The sequence below is a fragment of the Ginsengibacter sp. genome, assembly GCF_057362405.1.
On record NZ_JBMQQG010000181.1, the window covers coordinates 15,604 to 34,796 of the forward strand.

General features: G+C 39.7%; 11 protein-coding genes. 6 read left to right on the top strand and 5 right to left on the bottom strand.

The window, feature by feature from the left end:
* Nucleotides 1-4: 4 nt before the first annotated feature.
* From ACO1O5_RS15485 to ACO1O5_RS15500, 4 genes are read right to left on the bottom strand one after another with little or no spacing between them, the layout of a single operon-like run.
* On the bottom strand, nt 5-2,437 hold the full coding sequence (locus ACO1O5_RS15485) for a TraG family conjugative transposon ATPase (protein ID WP_486271772.1): 2,433 nt from the start codon (nt 2,435-2,437) through the stop codon (nt 5-7).
* The gene (locus ACO1O5_RS15490; RefSeq protein ID WP_486271774.1) at nt 2,422-2,745 is read right to left on the bottom strand and encodes a DUF4133 domain-containing protein; all 324 of its coding nucleotides are present in this window, start codon (nt 2,743-2,745) and stop codon (nt 2,422-2,424) included. The genes ACO1O5_RS15485 and ACO1O5_RS15490 overlap by 16 nt, the downstream gene beginning before the upstream one ends.
* Nucleotides 2,738-3,094 carry a DUF4134 domain-containing protein gene (locus tag ACO1O5_RS15495; RefSeq protein WP_486271776.1) on the bottom strand — a complete coding sequence of 119 codons (357 nt, stop codon included), beginning with the start codon at nt 3,092-3,094 and terminating at the stop codon, nt 2,738-2,740. Before ACO1O5_RS15495 ends, ACO1O5_RS15490 begins: the two co-directional genes overlap by 8 nt.
* Complete coding sequence (locus ACO1O5_RS15500) at nt 3,049-3,480, bottom strand: hypothetical protein (RefSeq protein ID WP_486271778.1); 432 nt, start codon at nt 3,478-3,480, stop codon at nt 3,049-3,051. The genes ACO1O5_RS15495 and ACO1O5_RS15500 overlap by 46 nt, the downstream gene beginning before the upstream one ends.
* A 355-nt stretch (nt 3,481-3,835) precedes the next feature.
* Here ACO1O5_RS15500 and ACO1O5_RS15505 point away from each other — a divergent pair, with 355 nt between their 5' ends.
* Complete coding sequence (locus ACO1O5_RS15505; protein WP_486271780.1) at nt 3,836-4,366, top strand: GNAT family N-acetyltransferase; 531 nt, start codon at nt 3,836-3,838, stop codon at nt 4,364-4,366.
* Nucleotides 4,367-4,434: 68 nt separating this feature from the next.
* Here the strand turns inward: ACO1O5_RS15505 and ACO1O5_RS15510 are convergent, their stop codons facing one another.
* Complete coding sequence (locus ACO1O5_RS15510) at nt 4,435-8,433, bottom strand: hybrid sensor histidine kinase/response regulator transcription factor (protein WP_486271782.1); 3,999 nt, start codon at nt 8,431-8,433, stop codon at nt 4,435-4,437.
* Between the two features lie 192 nt (nt 8,434-8,625).
* On the opposite strand from ACO1O5_RS15510, the gene ACO1O5_RS15515 reads away from it, so the two are divergent.
* From ACO1O5_RS15515 to ACO1O5_RS15535, 5 genes are all read left to right on the top strand, one after another.
* On the top strand, nt 8,626-11,625 hold the full coding sequence (locus tag ACO1O5_RS15515) for a SusC/RagA family TonB-linked outer membrane protein (protein WP_486271784.1): 3,000 nt from the start codon (nt 8,626-8,628) through the stop codon (nt 11,623-11,625).
* Between the two features lie 8 nt (nt 11,626-11,633).
* Nucleotides 11,634-13,109 carry a RagB/SusD family nutrient uptake outer membrane protein gene (locus ACO1O5_RS15520; RefSeq protein ID WP_486271786.1) on the top strand — a complete coding sequence of 492 codons (1,476 nt, stop codon included), beginning with the start codon at nt 11,634-11,636 and terminating at the stop codon, nt 13,107-13,109.
* Nucleotides 13,110-13,126: 17 nt separating this feature from the next.
* Nucleotides 13,127-14,635, top strand: coding sequence for a SusE domain-containing protein (locus tag ACO1O5_RS15525; RefSeq protein ID WP_486271787.1), 1,509 nt, complete (start codon nt 13,127-13,129; stop codon nt 14,633-14,635).
* A gap of 16 nt (nt 14,636-14,651) precedes the next feature.
* A complete protein-coding gene (locus ACO1O5_RS15530; RefSeq protein WP_486271789.1) occupies nt 14,652-16,403 on the top strand; it encodes an endo-dextranase in 1,752 nt (583 codons plus the stop codon).
* Nucleotides 16,404-16,482: 79 nt separating this feature from the next.
* Nucleotides 16,483-19,179: an alpha-L-rhamnosidase-related protein gene (locus ACO1O5_RS15535; protein WP_486271791.1), complete on the top strand. Its 2,697-nt coding sequence runs from the start codon at nt 16,483-16,485 to the stop codon at nt 19,177-19,179.
* Nucleotides 19,180-19,193: the final 14 nt, after the last annotated feature.

The following is a 19,193-nucleotide window of genomic DNA, read 5'->3' on the forward strand; positions in this document are numbered from 1 at the left end:
ATTTTTATTTTAATTCCTGCGCAAGGGCAGCAATGCCTTTTTCTATGCTACCGTATTTCCGGGCATATTGCTTCATTTTCTCTTTTTCAGTTTCCTCCGTGGTATAGGCCAGGTATTCCTCTGGTGACACTTCGGTGCGGTAGACTCTCGATAAGATTCCTCCCAGGGAAATAAAAACTTCCTTATATTTTTTGGTGGGGTCATTGGCTTTATTGACCGATAGCACGAGCGCCTTTTCCTTTTCCGTTAATCCCAGTAATTCCTGTACCTGGTCGAACTTGTTCTGGTACTTCGACTGGTCGAGGAGTATTTTACAGTCGCTGTTATTAATGATTGCCTGTTTAATAACCGGGGAGGAAATAATGTCTTCTACTTCCTGGGTGACCACAATAGCTTCGCCAAAAAATTTACGGACGGTTTTAAAGAGATACTTGATATATTCTGCCATGCCCTCCCTGGCGATAGCCTTCCAGGCTTCTTCGATTAATATCATTTTACGGAGGCCTTTTAATTTCCGCATCTTGGAGATAAATACTTCCATGATGATGAGTGTTACGACGGGAAATAAGATGGGGTGGTCTTTGATATTATCGAGTTCAAAAACAATAAACCGCTGTTGTAATAAATCTATATTTTCCGTGGCATTTAGAAGGTAATCAAATTCGCCTCCTTTATAATAGGGCCGGAGGACATAGAGAAAATTAGTAACGTCAAAATCTTTTTCCTTCACCTTATCGGTTTCGAGTACGCCTACAAAAGTCTCCGTTAGGAATTCGTAGAAGCTGTTAAAGCAGGGAAACTTCGTATTGCTTTCATAATAGAGTTGCAGGGCATTGCTGAGTGCTACATATTCGCTCCGTCCGAAGGTCTCATTGTCTTTTTTCCAAAGCGCCAGCAGGAGGGTTTTGATGCTCTCCTTCTTTTCGGTATCGAGCACATCGCCCTCTCCGATATAAAAGGGATTGAAGCGGATCGGGTCAGTTTCCGAATAGGTGAAATAATACCCGTGCACCATATCGCAGAGTCCTTTATAGCTGTGGCCAACATCCACCAGCACCACGTGGCTTCCCTGCTCGTAATAACTCCGAACCATGTGATTGGTAAAAAACGATTTGCCGCTGCCAGAGGGCCCGAGAATAAATTTATTCCGGTTGGTGCAAATCCCTTTTTTGACCGGTTCATCACTAATGTCGACATGCACCGGTCTGCCGGATAGGCGGTCGCCCAGCCGGATACCGAAGGGACTTATTGATGAACGATAATTCGTTTCCAGGTTGAGAAAGCAGGTAGCTTGTTCGGCAAAAGTGTCAAATGTATCATTCATCGGGAAGTCAGCCGCATTCCCCGGTATGCCCGCCCAGTGGATTTGCGAAGCCCCCGACAGCTCCTGCTTCGGTACCGCATCCATCTGGGCAAGGGCGCTTGACACCAGGTTTTTTAGTTCCTTCAGTTTATCTGCTGAATGGGTCCACATCAGGACATTGAAATGCGCTTTTACCGGCTGGCGCTGCTGGCTGAATGCTTCATTTAGAAAATCATTCGTAGCATCACGGGCAAGGGTATTTTCCCTGGAATAAGCTGACAGAGATTGCAGCCGTAATCTTTTACTCTCCAGTTTTTGAATGGTCTTTTGCACATCGTCAATAAAAATGTACTGGTTATAGATATGATTGCAGGGCAAAAGCTGGCCGAGCACCGAGGCAAAGCCAATACTGAATTTTGTTGTGTCCGTGGAATACCTGTCATAATTGATGCGTGATCCGCAAACGGACGGCAGGTCGGCGGCATCTGCTAAGGTATAGAGCTGGCAGAAATTTTCACCGATACGAAGTTCTTTATAATTGATGTCCCTGATAATCCTGTCATCACTTAAATAGAAATATTTTTCTATGATTCCGGCACGGTGTTCCCGGCTCTCCAGCTCATCATTTTTGAGTCTTTTCATAGAAACAAAACCATTGTCTTCGAGTATCCTTTTGAATTGTCCGCAACCATCCAAAAAGTCCTGTATAAGTTGTGGCTTCAACGTTTCTTCGGGCACAATGTGACTGCGCAAAAGGGTGGAGAATAAAGAACTGGATAATCTGCGGCCCGCCGGTTTTTTAGTCAGCATGAGATAACAGCAGTGGTCCAGGTAGGGCCGCTCATTGAAGAACCGCTCGCTGCTGCAGGACAGGAAGCTGGCATCTTCTTTCGAAAAATCAGGAACATAGGCACTATCGACGAACCAATCCTGTTTGTGTAAAATGGATTGCTTTGGTAACACCTTGATCGCCCTGACCCATGCCTGGTGAAAAGCTTCATACTCCTGGCCCGATAAGGTGAAGATCTCCGGGAGGATCACTTCATAGACCACGGTTATATCTCCCATTTTTGAAAGGATACAGTCATGTTCCACTCCTTTTAGTGGTAAAATGTCATTTAATCTTTTTTCCATTGTATAAATATTTTCCTGCTATTGCATATAACGATGCCGGGTACTCGCTGTTTCGCAATTTTTTTCATCATCCCAAACTCACCATGGGAGTTGCTTAACCGGTAGATATAAAGAAACAATCCGGTTCCCGCCATCAATATCACGCCCAGGCAAATAAAGGTGTTGAGGCCCGTGATGTACATTATTGCAAAGAGCACCAGTAAGCCGATCAGGCCGCCGCCGAGGTACCAGATGTATTGCGCTTTCAGTCCTTTGAATTCTATACTTTTATTGATGCCCTTGTTGACGGCGTACACGCTGTTAGACACCGAAGAAACTTTTGATCACGGTGGCGACTATGACGAGGAATACGCACGATCCGAACCACGCGGCGGCTACCTTGCCGGTATCCGGGTCACCATGGCTCCATTTGGAATATACCTTCACAGCGCCAATCAGGCCCAGTACCGCGCCAACGGCATACATTAAATTGGTTCCGGAATCAAAATAGCCGCGCACCTTTGTATTCGCTTCATTGATGCCGGCGTTACCATCCTGGGCGATGGAAGTCATTGTCACTACCAGCAGAAAGACAAGACTCATTAATTTCTTTTTCATATTTAAATTTAGTTTTACCATAAGTTTCGTATATCCGTTTCCGTTAATAATGTCTGGCATTTTTCTTTACTTTCCTGCTCAATGTGATTATTGATGGAAACCCGGAAAGGGGTGTCTTTTAATTTCGGATAATCGCGCAGTTTGAACTGCAGGGCCATCATTAATTCCTCTTTGGGATAATCCTGCCTGGAAGCCTTATAAAAAATTCCTTTCAACTCTTCCATGAGATCATGGACGGCGGAGAACAAAAGACTATTGTCATCGGTCCCTTTTGTCAGCCCAGGCTGCGGGGCAGGGACAGTATCTTGTTTTTTGGCAAAGAGCGCCAGGTCTTTCCGGTAGTAAATGATTATTATCGTGAAATAATAAATTCCAAGTAGTATGAGTAACGCTGTAGTAAACTGGTGCCATGAAACTGAACTGAACATATAAATGATTGACCACACAAATGTCTGTTCAGTTTTTGCCTGTACCGATATGAAAGGACATTGTGATTTTGTGAAAAAGGAATAATTTTTCCGAAAATGATTGATGCCTGCCCGGCGACCGGAATATCCTTTTCGGATATAACGGGTTGAAGGCAACCATAACGGTTAAACGCAGTAATTAAAATGAACATTTATCAATGCGGGTTGATATAGCTGTATAGCGGCGTAACAGTTGCTAAATGTGTTGCCAATCAGCACCCGTAATTCAACGGCTATTGAAATTCACAATTATCAAATGCTTTTTCAAATCAATTTTGACTGGGTGTGTGATTAGGTTGCCGAAAAAAAAACCTATATGTTATTTTGTAAACCAATGCGCAAGACAGGAATTGTTTTTGAGCAACCGATACTGGCAAATACTAAAGTAACCATTCGTTCCCTGGAGTTAAAGAGGGACATCTGTTACCTGCACAAATGGAGGCATGCTTCTATTGAAACCGCATATGTTCAATATAAAAATTTCTTAAAAGATATGAGTACGCATTCCTTTGTCGGGTTGTTTAAACACAAGAGAATTTGCATCATTAATATATCCGGTGCATCCGCCAGTGAGCTGGGGCAACATATGAGGCTGCGTCCCGATGACTGCAGCATGGAACTTATAATAAACCCTGTGTCCAATGCATCCGCTGACGTTGTCCAGGCTGTTTTAAATACCTTCATTTGTCATTATCTTTCTTTCCCACAGGCCCTATTCCTGTATGGCACGCCGGGTATTTACGAATATACCTTGTGCAGGATACTGGAACAATCTGGCTTTACCTTCCAGGAGAATATTATTCTGCCTTCAAAAGCTGCCAGCCTTTATTTACTGACCAGGAGCCGCTTTTTGCTTAAGAAATAAACCAATAACGCTAATTAGATGTCCGGTTCCGCATCATTCGTATAAGTTAGGGGTTCAATATCTTTGCTTTACAGATTTTTTACAAAATTTGATGGCGTTACGCCAAACTGCCTGTGAAAATCACGCGAAAAATTACTGTTTAAGTGATATCCCACCGTATTGGCAACCTCCGTGACCTTATATTTTCCTTCAGCCAATAATTCTGCGGCCTTTTTAAGGCGTGCAATATTTATTAGTTCATTAGGTGTGAAATCAGACAGTCCTTTAATTTTTCTGTAAAATGTTCCCCTGCTCATGTTCATCATTTTTGCAAGCGTATCTACATCAAGATCCATGTCAGTAATGTTTTGCTCGATAGCTTGTTGCAGCCGTTCGAGAAAATCTTTATCAGCATTGGTACAGGCAATTCCCTTGATATGAGCCAGGGGAGAATGGGCATAATATTGCTGTGTATTTTCACGGTTTACCAGCAGGCTCTTTATTTGAGCAAGTAAATGTTCCAGGATAAATGGCTTTTCGATGTAGGCATCTGCCCCATTTTCCAATCCCTTTATTTTCGACTGCATGGTGTTCTTAGCGGTTAGAAGTATTACCGGTATATGACTGAAATGAACATCTGTTTTTATTCTCCTGCACAATTCTATCCCATCCATAACCGGCATCATTATATCGCTGATAATTATATGAATATTCTCGTTTTTTAAAATATCAAATGCCTGCTGGCCATCCCCGGCTTGATAAACATTATAAATATGGCGCAATTCTTTTTGAAGAAAATTTAAAATTTCATTGTTATCCTCAACTATTAAAATTGACACATTATGCGATGTTACCGTTAACTCTTCGTCTATCCCTTCCTGTGAGTTTTCGCTTTCTATTGTTTCAAATTCATCCAGGTTAATTTCAGTTTCCTGGTGTATAGGTATGGATAATAAAAAAATATTGAAACCATCCGCGGGTTGCTTTAATTCAAGCCTTCCCTTATGTAATTCGGTCAATGAACGGGAAAGGGGTAAGCCGATACCGGTACCCGCAAATTTCTCAGTTTGTTTCAGGCGATAAAAGGGTTCAAATATTTTTTCCTTCATTTCAACCGGAATGACATAACCATCATTTTTAAATTCTATGTGGAATAGATTATCGTCACTGTTAAAAGGCAGTAACTTTATTGTGACGATTTTTTCCGCGTACTTTAAAGCATTGCTAAAAAGATTACTAAGAATTTTTCTGAATGCTTCTGCGTCTACATACGCAAGCAGCGTAATACGTGGCAACTCCAGCCTGAATGATAATTTTTTTTCCTCTGCTACGGGTTTATACGTCGTAAATAATTCTTTCAGCAGATCGTTGACATCCGTTTTTACAAAATTCAATGTATAATTATTTGCTTCGGCTTTACGAAAATCGAGCAGCTGATTGGTAAGATGAATTAGCCGGTTTGTGTTTTTATCGATCATAGAAAGATTCTCATGCAAAGTTGCATCATTTGAAAAGGTCTTTAAAAGTTTTTCCACTGGCAATTTAATTAAGGTAAGCGGTGTTCTTATTTCATGTGTAATATTGGTGAAAAATTCAATTTTGGCATTGTAGATTTCCCTTTCTTTTTCTATTTCAAGTGTTTTAATTTTTCGCTGATTTTTTTCATGCAAAGCAATTGTATAGTATTTAAAAATAATAAAAGCAATACCAAGTGTAATTAACGTGTATAGAATATAAGCCCAGTTACTCGCCCATACGGGCGGCGTTATATGAATGGCCAAAACACTTTCTTTATTATTCCAGACTGCATCACCGTTACTTCCCTTTACTTTGAAAACATAGTCACCGGGCGGAAGTTTGGTGTAATAGATTTTCCGGTTGTTTTGCATAAGCAACCATTCTTTATCGAGCCCTTCCATTTTGTACATGTATTCGTTAATGGCGGGCATGGTGTAGCTTAATGAAGCAACATCTAAAGTAATGGTAGAGCTATCATAAGGAAGTGTAATGGACGATGTATAAGGAATCGCTACCTTAAGCCTGGAGGCTGCATTTCCGATTTTTAAAGATGAATTGTTTACAGCAATATTGGTGATATAAACCGGCGCCACATAGTTGTTTACTTCTATTGATGAAGGCCGAAAACTTATCATTCCTTTCACAGTACCGAAATATAAGGTGCCGCCTTTGCTTTTATAAGCTGAATTATAATTAAACTGTTCACTGAGCAAGCCATTACTGGTTTTATAAATTTTTATTTCGTTACTACGCAAGTTATAATTGACGAGGCCTTTTGAGGTTGAAATCCATAGTGTGCCTTTGTCATCTTCAAGCATCCTGAAAACCTGGTTGTCACGCAGAATAGGTTCATTGGTGGAACGAATAATTTGTTTTAAAGCCGCATCATACCTGCATAAACCACTTTCTGTGCAAAACCATATATTTTTTTTACTGTCTTCAAAAATATTGTTCACATAATTATTGGAAAGTGAATGCTGATTTTTGGCATCATACTTAAAACTCCCTTTAACACCCGTCTTATTGTTATAATAATAAACGCCATTGCCATAGCTGCAGACCCATAGTGTTCCATTTTCATCTTCGTGTATCGCCTGTGCCTGGCGGTTAAAATAAGGCAGCAATGTAAAATCATCATGTTGCTTATCATATTTATATAATCCAACCCAGGTCCCGGCTAAAATATCACCTTCCTGTGTCTTATAAAGTGTAACTATAAAATTACTGCCCAGGGAATTTGGCTTATTACTTTTTTGATAATGGCGAATAACTTTTTCTGTTGTCAGATCCATTACATCAAGCCCATGTTCGTATGTCCCAATCCAAAGTTCATTTCCATCTGCCAGCAAACCATGTACATTTTGATAGGAAATACTTCCCCTTTCTGCACCGGGCTCAAAATGCTTAAATGTACCTGTTTTAGTATCAAGCTTATTTAATCCGGCGTCTTCGGTGCCTATCCATAAATTATTGTTCTTATCAGCGCATATTTCATGTACCAGATTACCGCTTAAACTATTCACACGGGGCATCGGAAAATATTTTTCAAACTGGCTTAGTTGCCTTGAATAATAATTCACCCCGCCAAAAAAAGTGCCTACCCATGTATTGCCTTCTTTGTCTTTACAAAAATCCGTAATTACATTGTCATCGATAGAATAAGGATCAGCATATTGCTTTTGAATATGCCGGCTCTTGCCGGTTGTAAGATCAATAATGTAAAGCCCGTTTTCGGTCCCAATCCAAAAGACTGATGAGGATTGTTTTATTATTTTGTGTACCTGTATATTGTTTTCCCATGGTGTATTTTTGAAAATATTGGTAAGCAGTGATGTTTGTGTATTTAATAAAAGTACCTGTTGCAAAGTGGCAATTAACAGGGTTGTATCAGTTACAGGATATATGGTCTGAATAAAAACCGGTGTGTTCTTCTTATATAATAATTTATTGATGTTATATTCCTCGTAAGAATTTTTTTCAGTATGATATTTTCTCACCATGCTGTTTGCCGACGCACTCCAAACATTCCCGTTGGATGCAACACACAAAGCAACGCAGGGAGTATCATAATTATTATATGCAGTTAATGCCTCGGTGGTTCTGTTCAGTTTGTACAGTATTTGATCTGCTATTAGCCATAAATTATTTTTATTATCCCCATATATACTTCTTACCTGTGCCTGTGGAATTTTACTAAACAATGAAAATTTTTCATGCAATGCATCATAGATGTATAAGCCTTTATAAGTGCCTATCCACAGATGTTCACTATCATCTTCATACAAACTCAGTATTGAATTACTTCCGATACTTTGCGGATCATTTATATCGTTCCTGAATATTTTGAATGTTGTACCATCAAACCTGTTTAAGCCATTGCGTGTGCCAAACCACATGAATCCTTTTTTATCCTGTATCATGCAGGTAATCGTGTTGCTTGATACACCGTCATTAACCTGGTAATTACGAAAATAGTATGGCTGTCCGTTTGATGTAAATGCAGGCAGGCAGCAGATTATTATATAAAGCAATCTCTTTTTCAAATCCTGTTCCAGGTTATATTTTATCAAAAATAGCTAAAGCCATTTCAATAAAATCTGTATTTAAAAAATTGATACAAATTGAAAACAAGTTAACACGCACAGAATACTATTTCGAAAAACTATTGTATTCCTTTGCTCTTATCAATCTATCCTCTTTCTTTTATTTTTTCAAAGAAGCGTTAGAGGATTTTTAATATTCATTACAAAAACGATTGCTTTATGCCAGGTTCTAAACAGTCAATCTTATTTTTGGTTTTTTTGGTATGTCCCTTTTTTCTATTTGCCCAGGCAAAAGAAATAACGGGAACTGTTACGGACAGTTCCGGCAGGGGAATTCCTTCGGTAACAGTTACTGAAAAGGGTACAAAAAATTCTACCGTCACGGGCAGTGATGGAAATTTTAATTTTAATGTTTCCGGCAGCAACGGTGTTCTTGTTATTTCTTGCGTAGGTTATGTTACAAAAGAAATAAAAGTAGATGGGGAAACATCTCTCAACATTGTTCTATCCGTAGCTGTATCGAATCTTGGAGAAGTTGTGGTAGTGGGTTACGGCACCCAACGTAAAAAAGATGTGACCGGAGCTGTAACAACTATCAACACTAAAAATTTTAATTCTATTCCGGTTTCCAATGCCGGCGAAGCTATGCAAGGAAAGGCACCGGGGGTGCAGGTAATTTCATCCGGATCGCCTGGTAGCAATGTTACCTTCAGAATACGCGGAACAGGAACAATTAATAATGCAGACCCGTTACTTGTAATTGATGGTGTGCCAACCGATGCTCCTCTCAACAATTTAAACCCGGATGACATAGCTTCAGTTGATGTTTTGAAAGATGCGTCAGCAGCAGCAATTTATGGTTCTAGAGGCGCTAATGGTGTTGTGCTTATAACCACAAAACACGGTGCTGAAGGTAAAGGCCATCTTTCATTTGATTTTTTTACTGCATGGCAAAAGGCAACCAGTGTGGTAAAGATGCTCAACGCACCGCAATTTGCAGCTTTAAATAATGAAATACTTACTAACGGTAATCAAAATAAAAATCCTGCATTTGCAAATCCTGACACTTTGGGCGTGGGCACAAACTGGCTCGGTGCCTTGTTTAGAACGGCTCCCATGCAAAGCTATTCATTAGCTTACTCAGGAGGTTCTGATAAATACAATTATTATGTTTCAGGAAGTGTATTAGATCAAAAAGGTATTGTTATTAATACAGGTTACAAACGTTATACGGTACAATTTAACAGCCAGGCGAAAGTTCTCAACTGGTTGCGGTTTGGAAACAATGTTACCTTAACCGCAGATGATAAACCCAGTGGCTCGTATGATATACGAAGTGCGATGGCGGCAAACCCCGTGCAGGCTATTTATAATAAAGATGGAAGTTATTCAAATGTATTGGGCAATCCATTATGGTATGGAGATATTACCAACCAGATAGGCACCTCCAATATTAATCAAAACGATACAAAAGGTTATAATATTTTAGGTTCTGTGTACGCGGAAGTCTCGTTGTTTCCAGGGTTAAAATTCAAAAGCACCGCTGGTATCCAGGCCTCCTTTTTTGATAGCAGGTCGTGGGCCCCTGTCTATAACTTTCAGCCCAATCCACAAACAGCTGCTTACCTGGCTGAGCAATTTAATAAAAGCCTTACTTATTTGTGGGATAACTATTTTACTTACGATAAAATATTGGGAACCGATCATCATCTTACTGTTCTTGCGGGAGCGAGTGCACAAAATAATCGTTTCGATTATTTGAGTGGAAATAAAACAACCTTTCCCAGTAATCTTACACAACAATTAAACAGTGGCACCGGCCAGGCAAATGTTGGCGGCGACGCTTCTGAATGGGCCTTGTTATCTTTTATGGGCCGCATAAATTACAGTTATAAAGATAAATATCTAGTTACGGCAACATTACGGAGGGACGGTTCATCAAGATTTGGTACCGACAATAAGTACGGCACCTTCCCGTCCGCATCCGCAGCCTGGCGCATTTCAAAGGAAGATTTTTTTAAAGTGAATTTTATAAACGATCTGAAATTAAGAGCAGGGTATGGTATAACGGGTAATCAAAATATCGGGAACTATTCATTCGCATCTGCACTACAGATTGCCCAATATAATTTCAACAACAACGCTGTAAGCATCGTCTATCCGTTGGTGTTACCTAATCCCGGAGTGCAGTGGGAACAGGTTGAGCAAAGCAATATTGGACTTGACGCAACTATGTTTAATAATCGGGTAAGCGTTACCGTAGATGCTTATATAAAGAACACTTCAAAAATGCTGGTTCCCGCTGTAGTGCCGGTTACTACCGGTTATTCCAGCACCATTGTACCGTCTATCAATGCCGGTAGCATGCAAAACAAAGGCGTTGAAATTGGTGTTCTCACAAAAAATATGACCGGGGCCTTTACATGGAATACAGATTTTAATATTTCTTTCAATCAAAACGAAATTAAAAGCCTCAACGACAGTACCCCTTTATTTGTCGATAATTATGGATTGAATGCAAACTTTGGTATTGACCAAACAGGCCATCCGGCCAACGAGTTTTATGGCTTTGTAACGGATGGAATTTTCCAAAATCAAAAGGACGTAGATAATCACGCGGTACAGCAGGCAGGTACTACTGCCTATAATAGCACCTCGCCCGGTGATATACGGTTTAAAGATATGAACAGTGATGGCGTAATCAACGCCGGTGACAGAACCTATATCGGCAATCCGAATCCAAAATTTATTTATGCAATGAATAACAGCTTTGCCTACAAAGGCTTTGACGTAAGTATTTTTCTACAGGGAGTTTATGGCAATAAAATTTTTAACGCGAATAATATTTACCAGGAGGGTATGTCAACCGCACAAAACCAAACTGAACGTACCTTAAGCAGGTGGGAAGGTGAGGGCACAGGCAACTTTATGCCCCGTGCAATTTATGGGGACCCTAACCAGAACTCCAGAGTATCTACCAGGTATATAGAAGATGGATCTTACCTGCGTATAAAAAATGTTACAATAGGTTATACACTACCGATGCAAGCGGTTCAAAGAATAAAATTTTCGTCGATCAGGATTTATGCTTCGTGTTTGAATCTGGCTACGTTTACGCATTACAGTGGTTTCGATCCTGAAGTAGGTGTAAATGGTGTCGATTACAGTGTTTACCCCGTAACAAGAACAATTAGTGTTGGTGTTAATTTAAATTTATAATAAAAATTATGAAACCCATTTATAATATAGTGTTTTGCCTGATCCTTATTTCCTGTCTGGCAGGCTGTAAAAAATATCTTGATAAGGTACCGCTTGATACCATTAATACATCCAATTATTTTCAAACAGCAGAAGATGCTGTTAATGCGGTAAACTCAGCTTATCAGCCTATGCAAAGACCAAAGCTCTATAACCTGAGAATGTGGACTTCAGACATATTCGCAGGAAATAGCGTTGTAGGTGCAGGTGGTGGAACCGATGGTATTGAAACCGTTGAAGAAGCCAATTTTACTACTGATCCCAGCAACCAGGGAGTTCTCGATTTATGGAGAGGCCCCTGGCCTGGTATCCTCTACTGTAATTTGGTTATTAAAAATGTACCTGGTATAAATATGGATACCACGTTACGCAATCGTATAGTGGGTGAAGCAAAATTTCTAAGAGCCAACTATTATTTTATTTTAGTAAGGTATTTCGGTGACCTGCCCATTATAACTACACCACAATCACCTTCTGACAATTTATACCCCGCCAGATCTCCGAAGCAGGATGTTTATAATCTTATCATACAGGATTTAAAAGACGCTATTAATTTATTACCGTCCCGTGATACTTATAGCGGAGCTGATGTTGGACGGGCTTCCAAAGGTTCGGCGGTTGGCCTGCTTGCAAAAGTATATCTCACTTTAAAAGATTATGCGGATGTGGTTCCGTTATGCCATCAGGTTACTTCATTAGGTTATGCACTAAATGCAAACTATGCTGATAACTTCGACCCTGCTCATAAAAACTCAGTTGAATCTTTATTTGAAGTTCAATATAGCGGCAGTACTACCTATGGCTTTTTTGATGATTTGAACCAGGCTTCATGGACCAGCACTTTTATGGGGCCACGCAACACAACATTTGTTGGCGGGGCTTACGGCTGGAATCAGCCGACACAGGAATTTGTTGATAGCTATGAAGCCGGAGACTTAAGAAAGGATAAAACTATTTTATACCAGGGTTGTCCTGATTTTAATGGGAATATTTATTCAAGCGTTTATTCTACTACCGGTTATAATGTAAGAAAGTTTCTTGTGCCTACCTCTGTATCACCACAATACAATACAAGCAATGAGGATTTTCCTGTATTAAGATATGCCGATGTATTGCTTATGGAAGCAGAAGCCATGAATGAATTGGGACAAACAATACCGGCAGAAACACCACTCAACCAGGTAAGACAACGTGCAGGGCTACCCGAAATTCACGGGCAGTCGCAATCAGCCATGCGAAATAACATCTTACATGAAAGACGTATGGAGCTTGCTTTTGAGGGCGACAGATGGTTTGATCTTATTCGTGTTGATAATGGACAGTACGGATTAAATTTCCTTCATTCCATTGGCAAAACAAATGCAACTTCAAAAAATTTGCTGATGCCGATACCACAGGTGGAACTTGATGCCAATCCAAATCTTACTCAAAATCCAGGTTATTAATTTTAAAAAAAATTGTTATGCAATCATATCTCAATAAAATAAAGAGCTTAAATTTTAGTAAGATTTATATAGTTGGAGTTGCATGTTTGTTCTTGTTGTGCGGGACTTTTTCGGGTTGTAAAAAAACAGAAGATTTCACGCCAAAAGATATAAACGGACCGCTTGCTGTAACAGTGTCTGATTCCTCTCTGCAACTAAACGAAGCCAATAAGAACAATACAGCTATTACGTTCAATTGGACCACCGGTTCTAATTATAAAAGCGGTGCTTCTATAACGTACGTCCTGCAATTGGATAAGCAAGGAAATAATTTTGCTTCACCGTTAGTTAACAATGTTGGCAAGGCCATTTACTCCATAAGTTACACAAGCGGAAGTTTAAATACATTGCTGGCGACTTATTGGAAAGCCGCTCCCAATAAAGCTTTTGCATTGGAGGGAAGGGTTTATACAATCATCGGCGACGGAACGGCTAAAGGTGATACATCCGCGCCTGTCACCATAACAGTTACTCCTTATGAGCCTGTGTCGACATCATTGTATATAACAGGTGGCGCTACTCCAACCGGTTCAGATGTGAGCATTGCCGATTCATTAACACCGGATGCAACCATCCCGGGGGAATTTCATTACACCGCAACGCTCACGCCAGGCCAATTTAAATTTATTACAACCCGTGGTTCTTTACTGCCATCCTATAACAGAGGCGCAGATTCTGCCCATTTGATTTATCGTACTGCTGACTCCCAACCAGATGATCTTTTTACAATTGCTTCAGTCAATGTTTATAATATTGACGTGAACCTGATTTCACTTACCATTTCAGTGACGAAAGCTGTTGCACCTCTATATTCGCAGTTATGGATAGTGGGAGATGCAACACCCAACGGGTGGAACATTGATAACCCCAACCAGATGAAAGTAGATGTATTTAATCCTTATATATTTCATTACAACGAAATATTGAATGCAGGTGAGTTTAAAATGCCCACAACAACGGGTAACTGGGGAGGAGATTTTTACAGGCCTTTATCGAATCATCCTCCAATTACCGATACCACCGCTGCATTGGTTTTGGGAAGCACTAATCCGCCCGATAATAAATGGCAGATTACGACTGCAGGAGCCTATAAAATTTCATTAAATATCGCCTATAACTCTATTCATATCGCGCCATTCACTCCTTACACCGCTCTATGGCTATTAGGCGACGCCGCACCCAATGGATGGGACGATAATAATCCTACACCCATGGTTGCGACAAGCGATCCTTATACATTCATCTACGAAGGCGCGCTGAACGCCGGAGAATTTAAAATTCCTGTTGCGATAGCAAACGGTTTTGCGGGTCCTTATTTCAGACCCGAAAAAAATCATCCCCCTATAACAGATACTAATGCACCATTTGTTGCGCAGGCATCAGGAAAAGCAGATAGCGATGATTATAAGTGGCAAATAACCGAAGCAGGAAATTATAAAATAACAATTAATCAATTGTACGAAACCATTTCAATAGTAAAAGAATAATAAGCAAATGATGACGATGAAGTTTGTAAGCTATTTCCTGGCCGCTTTTATTTCTTTCGGTTGTAAAAAAAATATCACTGCCGGCGGAAGTGGAATTCATGTAAATCCTTCAGGTGATACAACAATAACCATAACTACAAATAAAGCCATTTATAATCCCGGCGACATAGTCAAATTTTCAATTGATCAAGTTCTACCGTCATCTGCCAAAATAAGATACAGGCAACTTTCTAGTGATATTGCGGAAGTAAATCTTTCCGCAACAAGCTGGACATGGACAGCCCCGTCCAAAGATTTCACCGGCTATATGGTAGATATTTATCGTGTTGAAAATGGTGTTGAAAAAATTTACGGCGCGACCGCGATAGATGTATCTTCAGACTGGTCGCATTTTCCAAGATATGGCTTCCTTTCTGCGTATGGCCAGTTGAGCAATAATTATATGGATTCTGTAATAGATAATCTCAGCAGGCTTCATATAAACGGTTTGCAGTTTTATGATTGGGATTACGATCACCACCGGCCGCTTGCCGGAACCGTATCTAACCCCGCACCTGACTGGCTCGATATTGCCAGCCGTACCAATTATAAAGTAACTGTTGATCATTACATTTCGTCTGCGCATGCACGTAATATGAAGGCGATGTCATACAATCTTTGCTACGGCGCATTGAATGATGCGGGGGCAGACGGTGTATCAGATGAATGGTATATGTATAAAGATCAAAATCATCAGAATAAAGAGGTATTAAATTTAAGTGCTCCTTTTAAAAGTAATATCTATTTGGTTGATCCGGGTAATACAGCCTGGCAGCAATATATTGCCGCTAAAACGCAGGATATGTATGATGTATATGCTTTTGATGGTTACCATGTTGACCAGGTTGGTGATCTTGGAAATATGTATGATTACAATGGCAACAGGATTGATGTTGCTGCGGGCTTTGGTTCCTTTATTTCTGCAATGAAAACTGACGCGCCGTTAAAGCGGCTTGTTATGAACGCAGTAAATCAATTTGGGCAGCAGAATAGCATCGCAACAGCTCCTGTTGATTTTTTGTATACGGAAGTATGGTCGCCGAATGAAGGATATAGTGACCTTTCGAATATTATTAAGAATAATGACTCATGGGGCCATAACACAAAAAAAAGTGTGCTTACCGCGTATATGGATTATAATATTGCAAAAAGCAAAGGCAGTTTTAATACACCCGGTGTATTGCTTACCGATGCAGTAATATTTGCTTGCGGCGGTGCACACCTTGAGATGGGCGATCACATGTTATGTAATGAATATTTCCCCAATGCCAATTTACAAATGAAACCTGACCTGCAACAAGCCATTGTTCATTATTATGATTTTCTTACAGGGTATGAAAATTTATTACGTGATGGTGGTACATTTAATTCTCCCAACATAATCTCTGCTGATGGTAAAACTTTTGTCAATAATTTTCCTCCGCAAAGCGGAAGCATTTCAGTTATTGGAAAAGATATGGGCGACAAACAAATTATTCATCTCCTAAACTTTGCCAATGCATCTTCATTTGACTGGCGGGACACGAACGGTAATCAAACCACGCCGAATACATTAAAAAATATTTCTTACATATTTACCGGCACGAAGGCAATAAAAAAATTATGGATGGCATCGCCGGATATTGATGGCGGTGTTTTACAACAAATTTCATTTACGCAATCCGGTAATGCTGTTTCATTCACTTTGCCTTCATTGCAATATTGGGACATGATAGTTGCAGAATATTGAACATTTTTAAAAATGCAACTTGAATAAATCAGAGCGGATGATAGAGGCTTATCATTTTTATAAATTAATTCCTGTTTAAATGTTTTCGAATAAAAATATTTTTATTTCGTGCTTAATATTGGCCCCTTTATTTTGTGCGGCCCAAACGACGCCTATACCTTTATATCAAAATAAAAAATTCATAGTTTATAAGGATAGCATTGTGCAGGGTAAGTTTACTGCAAAGGCATTGTCGTCAACAAAGCTTACATCCAATTATCAAAGCCCGGCCAACCAGTTTAAGAGCAATGACATTTCCTTCAAGTTTAGCATAAATGGAAAGGATAATGAAATGCCCTCAGGGACCGATCATCATTTTATTTGCGCTGCAACAAATGGTACTTGTGAAACGCCGGTGATAAAATTTGGAACCCAGTTAAAAGAGAACCTCAATGTAAAAGATAATACTTACCTGGCGCCTGATACCAGGTTTGTGGTAAGTGTGGATATGAGTGACGTATTTAATGATTTCAGTAAGCAGGGATATTATACCACATTTAACGGCAATAAAATCTATAAAGAAGATTTTAAAGGCGTTTATATTGCCGGCAATTCTTCGCCATTAATCTGGGATTTTGATAACCTCGTAAATCATCCGCAGTTACAGTTAAAAGATGAAAATGGAAATCACGTCTATTCTACAACGCTAGTATTAAATGCGCAGGAAGATGAAAAGAAAACAAATGCAAATTGGGAACTAACAAAAGATATTTTCCATTACCCACAATACAAATCCGGCTACCCGATTTCTGATGCGATTTATAACATGTCGCTGGAAGAAATGATTAAAGCCATCGAACCCGACAGTACTTTCAGAACAGGAAAAGAATGGGCAGGAGTTTGGACAAGAGACATTAGTTACAGCATTATTCTTTCAATGGCTTATTTGCAGCCCCAGGTTGCCATTAATAGTCTGCTGCGCAAAGTGAATGGTAAAAACAGAATTATACAGGATACGGGAACCGGCGGCGCATGGCCTTGTTCAACCGACAGAATAATATGGGCAGTTGCAGCTTATGAAGTGTATAAAGCAACCGGTAATAAAGACTGGCTGGAGCACGCTTATGCCATCATAAAAAATTCGATTGAAGATGACGAACATGTTGCTTACGATAAAATAACAGGAATGGTAAGAGGTGAATCATCATTTCTCGACTGGCGTGAACAGACCTATCCCAAATGGATGCAGCCCGCAGATATTTACCAAAGTGAATGTCTTGGAACCAACGCTGTTCATTATGAAGCCAATAAAGTGCTGTCACAAATGGCGCAGTTATTAAATCATAAAGATGTTGCCGCAAAACATGAAGCGATCGCAAGGGAGATAAAGAATGGTATCAATAAATATTTATGGATGCCCGGCAAAGGATATTATGCACAATATTTATATGGAAGAAATTATAAAATCGTTTCGCCGCGAAGCGAAGCGTTAGGTGAAGCATTATGCATAATTTGGAACATCGCTGATGCGGCAAAGCAAAAAGAAATGGTTGCTAAAATGCCCATTACAGATTTTGGCACCACCTGCATTTACCCACAGATACCAAACATTCCGCCTTATCACAATGATGCAGTCTGGCCTTTTGTGCAAACGTATTATGCATGGGCTGCCGCAAAAGCCGGAAATGAAAAAGCAGTGATGCAAAGTATTGCGGACATATATCGCCCGTCCGCTTTGTTTGTTACCAATAAAGAAAATTTAGTAGCAGAAAATGGCGACTTTGCGGGCACGCAGATAAACTCGAGCAACATGCTCTGGAGTTTATCAGGCAATATAAGTTTAGTACATAAGGTTTTGTTTGGAATACAATTTGAAAAAAATGAATTGACTTTTCATCCTTTTGTACCTGAAGCTTTAAAAGGCGAAAGAAGCCTCGATAATTTTAAATACAGGAATGCAATTTTAAATATACAGATGAGTGGATTTGGAAATAAAATTTCCTCCTTTACGATAGATGGAAAACCAACCTCTGCCTATGTTATACCTTCAACACTTAAAGGAACACATACAATCGAGATACAACTTTCCAATAACAATACAGTCAACAATGCAATTAATCATCAGCCTGTTTATTTTTCATTAGCAGCTCCCGAAGTTTCACTTAATAAGAATAAACTGAGCTGGCAGCCTGTTAAAGAAGCTGTATCGTATAGCGTTTTGAAGAGTGGAAAACAGGTCGCTTCCGTTCAAGCGAATTCATTCAACATTGAAAAAAACGGAACTGCGGAATACCAGGTAATGGCGGTTGATAAAAACAAGATTACTTCTTTTGCCAGCGAACCCGTTTTAATAACCGGCGATAAAAATGTAAAAACTTTTGAAGCAGAAAATTTTGCTGCAAAATCCGATTCAGCATTTAAAGGTTTCACCGGCAATGGTTTCGTTGAAACAAGTACTACCCTAAACCGGAATTTGTCATTCAAAGTTACTATTGAAAACCCGGGCCTTTACCGTATCGATTTCAGGTATGCTAACGGTAACGGACCAACGAACACAGAAAATAAATGCGCTATACGAACACTTAAAATTGACGATAAGGAAAAAGGAACTGTAGTATTTCCGCAACGCGGTAAAAATGAATGGAGCAACTGGGGATATAGCAATGCGGTCAAAGTTTATCTCTCAAAAGGCAAACATACTTTGAACTTATCATTTAAAGATTTTGATGACAATATGAATGGCAGCATTAACCAGGCTGTGATAGATTTTGTAAGAGTTATCAATATGGGAAATTAAAGTTCCTGTATTAC

What these genes read in the sequence shown, in the direction of transcription:
- ACO1O5_RS15485 (WP_486271772.1), bottom strand. Translation starts at nt 2,437, where the DNA reads ATGGAAAAAAGATTAAATGACATTTTACCACTAAAAGGAGTGGAACAT.
- ACO1O5_RS15495 (WP_486271776.1), bottom strand. Translation starts at nt 3,094, where the DNA reads ATGCCAGACATTATTAACGGAAACGGATATACGAAACTTATGGTAAAA.
- ACO1O5_RS15505 (WP_486271780.1), top strand. Translation starts at nt 3,836, where the DNA reads ATGCGCAAGACAGGAATTGTTTTTGAGCAACCGATACTGGCAAATACT.
- ACO1O5_RS15515 (WP_486271784.1), top strand. Translation starts at nt 8,626, where the DNA reads ATGCCAGGTTCTAAACAGTCAATCTTATTTTTGGTTTTTTTGGTATGT.
- ACO1O5_RS15520 (WP_486271786.1), top strand. Translation starts at nt 11,634, where the DNA reads ATGAAACCCATTTATAATATAGTGTTTTGCCTGATCCTTATTTCCTGT.
- ACO1O5_RS15525 (WP_486271787.1), top strand. Translation starts at nt 13,127, where the DNA reads ATGCAATCATATCTCAATAAAATAAAGAGCTTAAATTTTAGTAAGATT.
- ACO1O5_RS15530 (WP_486271789.1), top strand. Translation starts at nt 14,652, where the DNA reads ATGAAGTTTGTAAGCTATTTCCTGGCCGCTTTTATTTCTTTCGGTTGT.
- ACO1O5_RS15535 (WP_486271791.1), top strand. Translation starts at nt 16,483, where the DNA reads ATGTTTTCGAATAAAAATATTTTTATTTCGTGCTTAATATTGGCCCCT.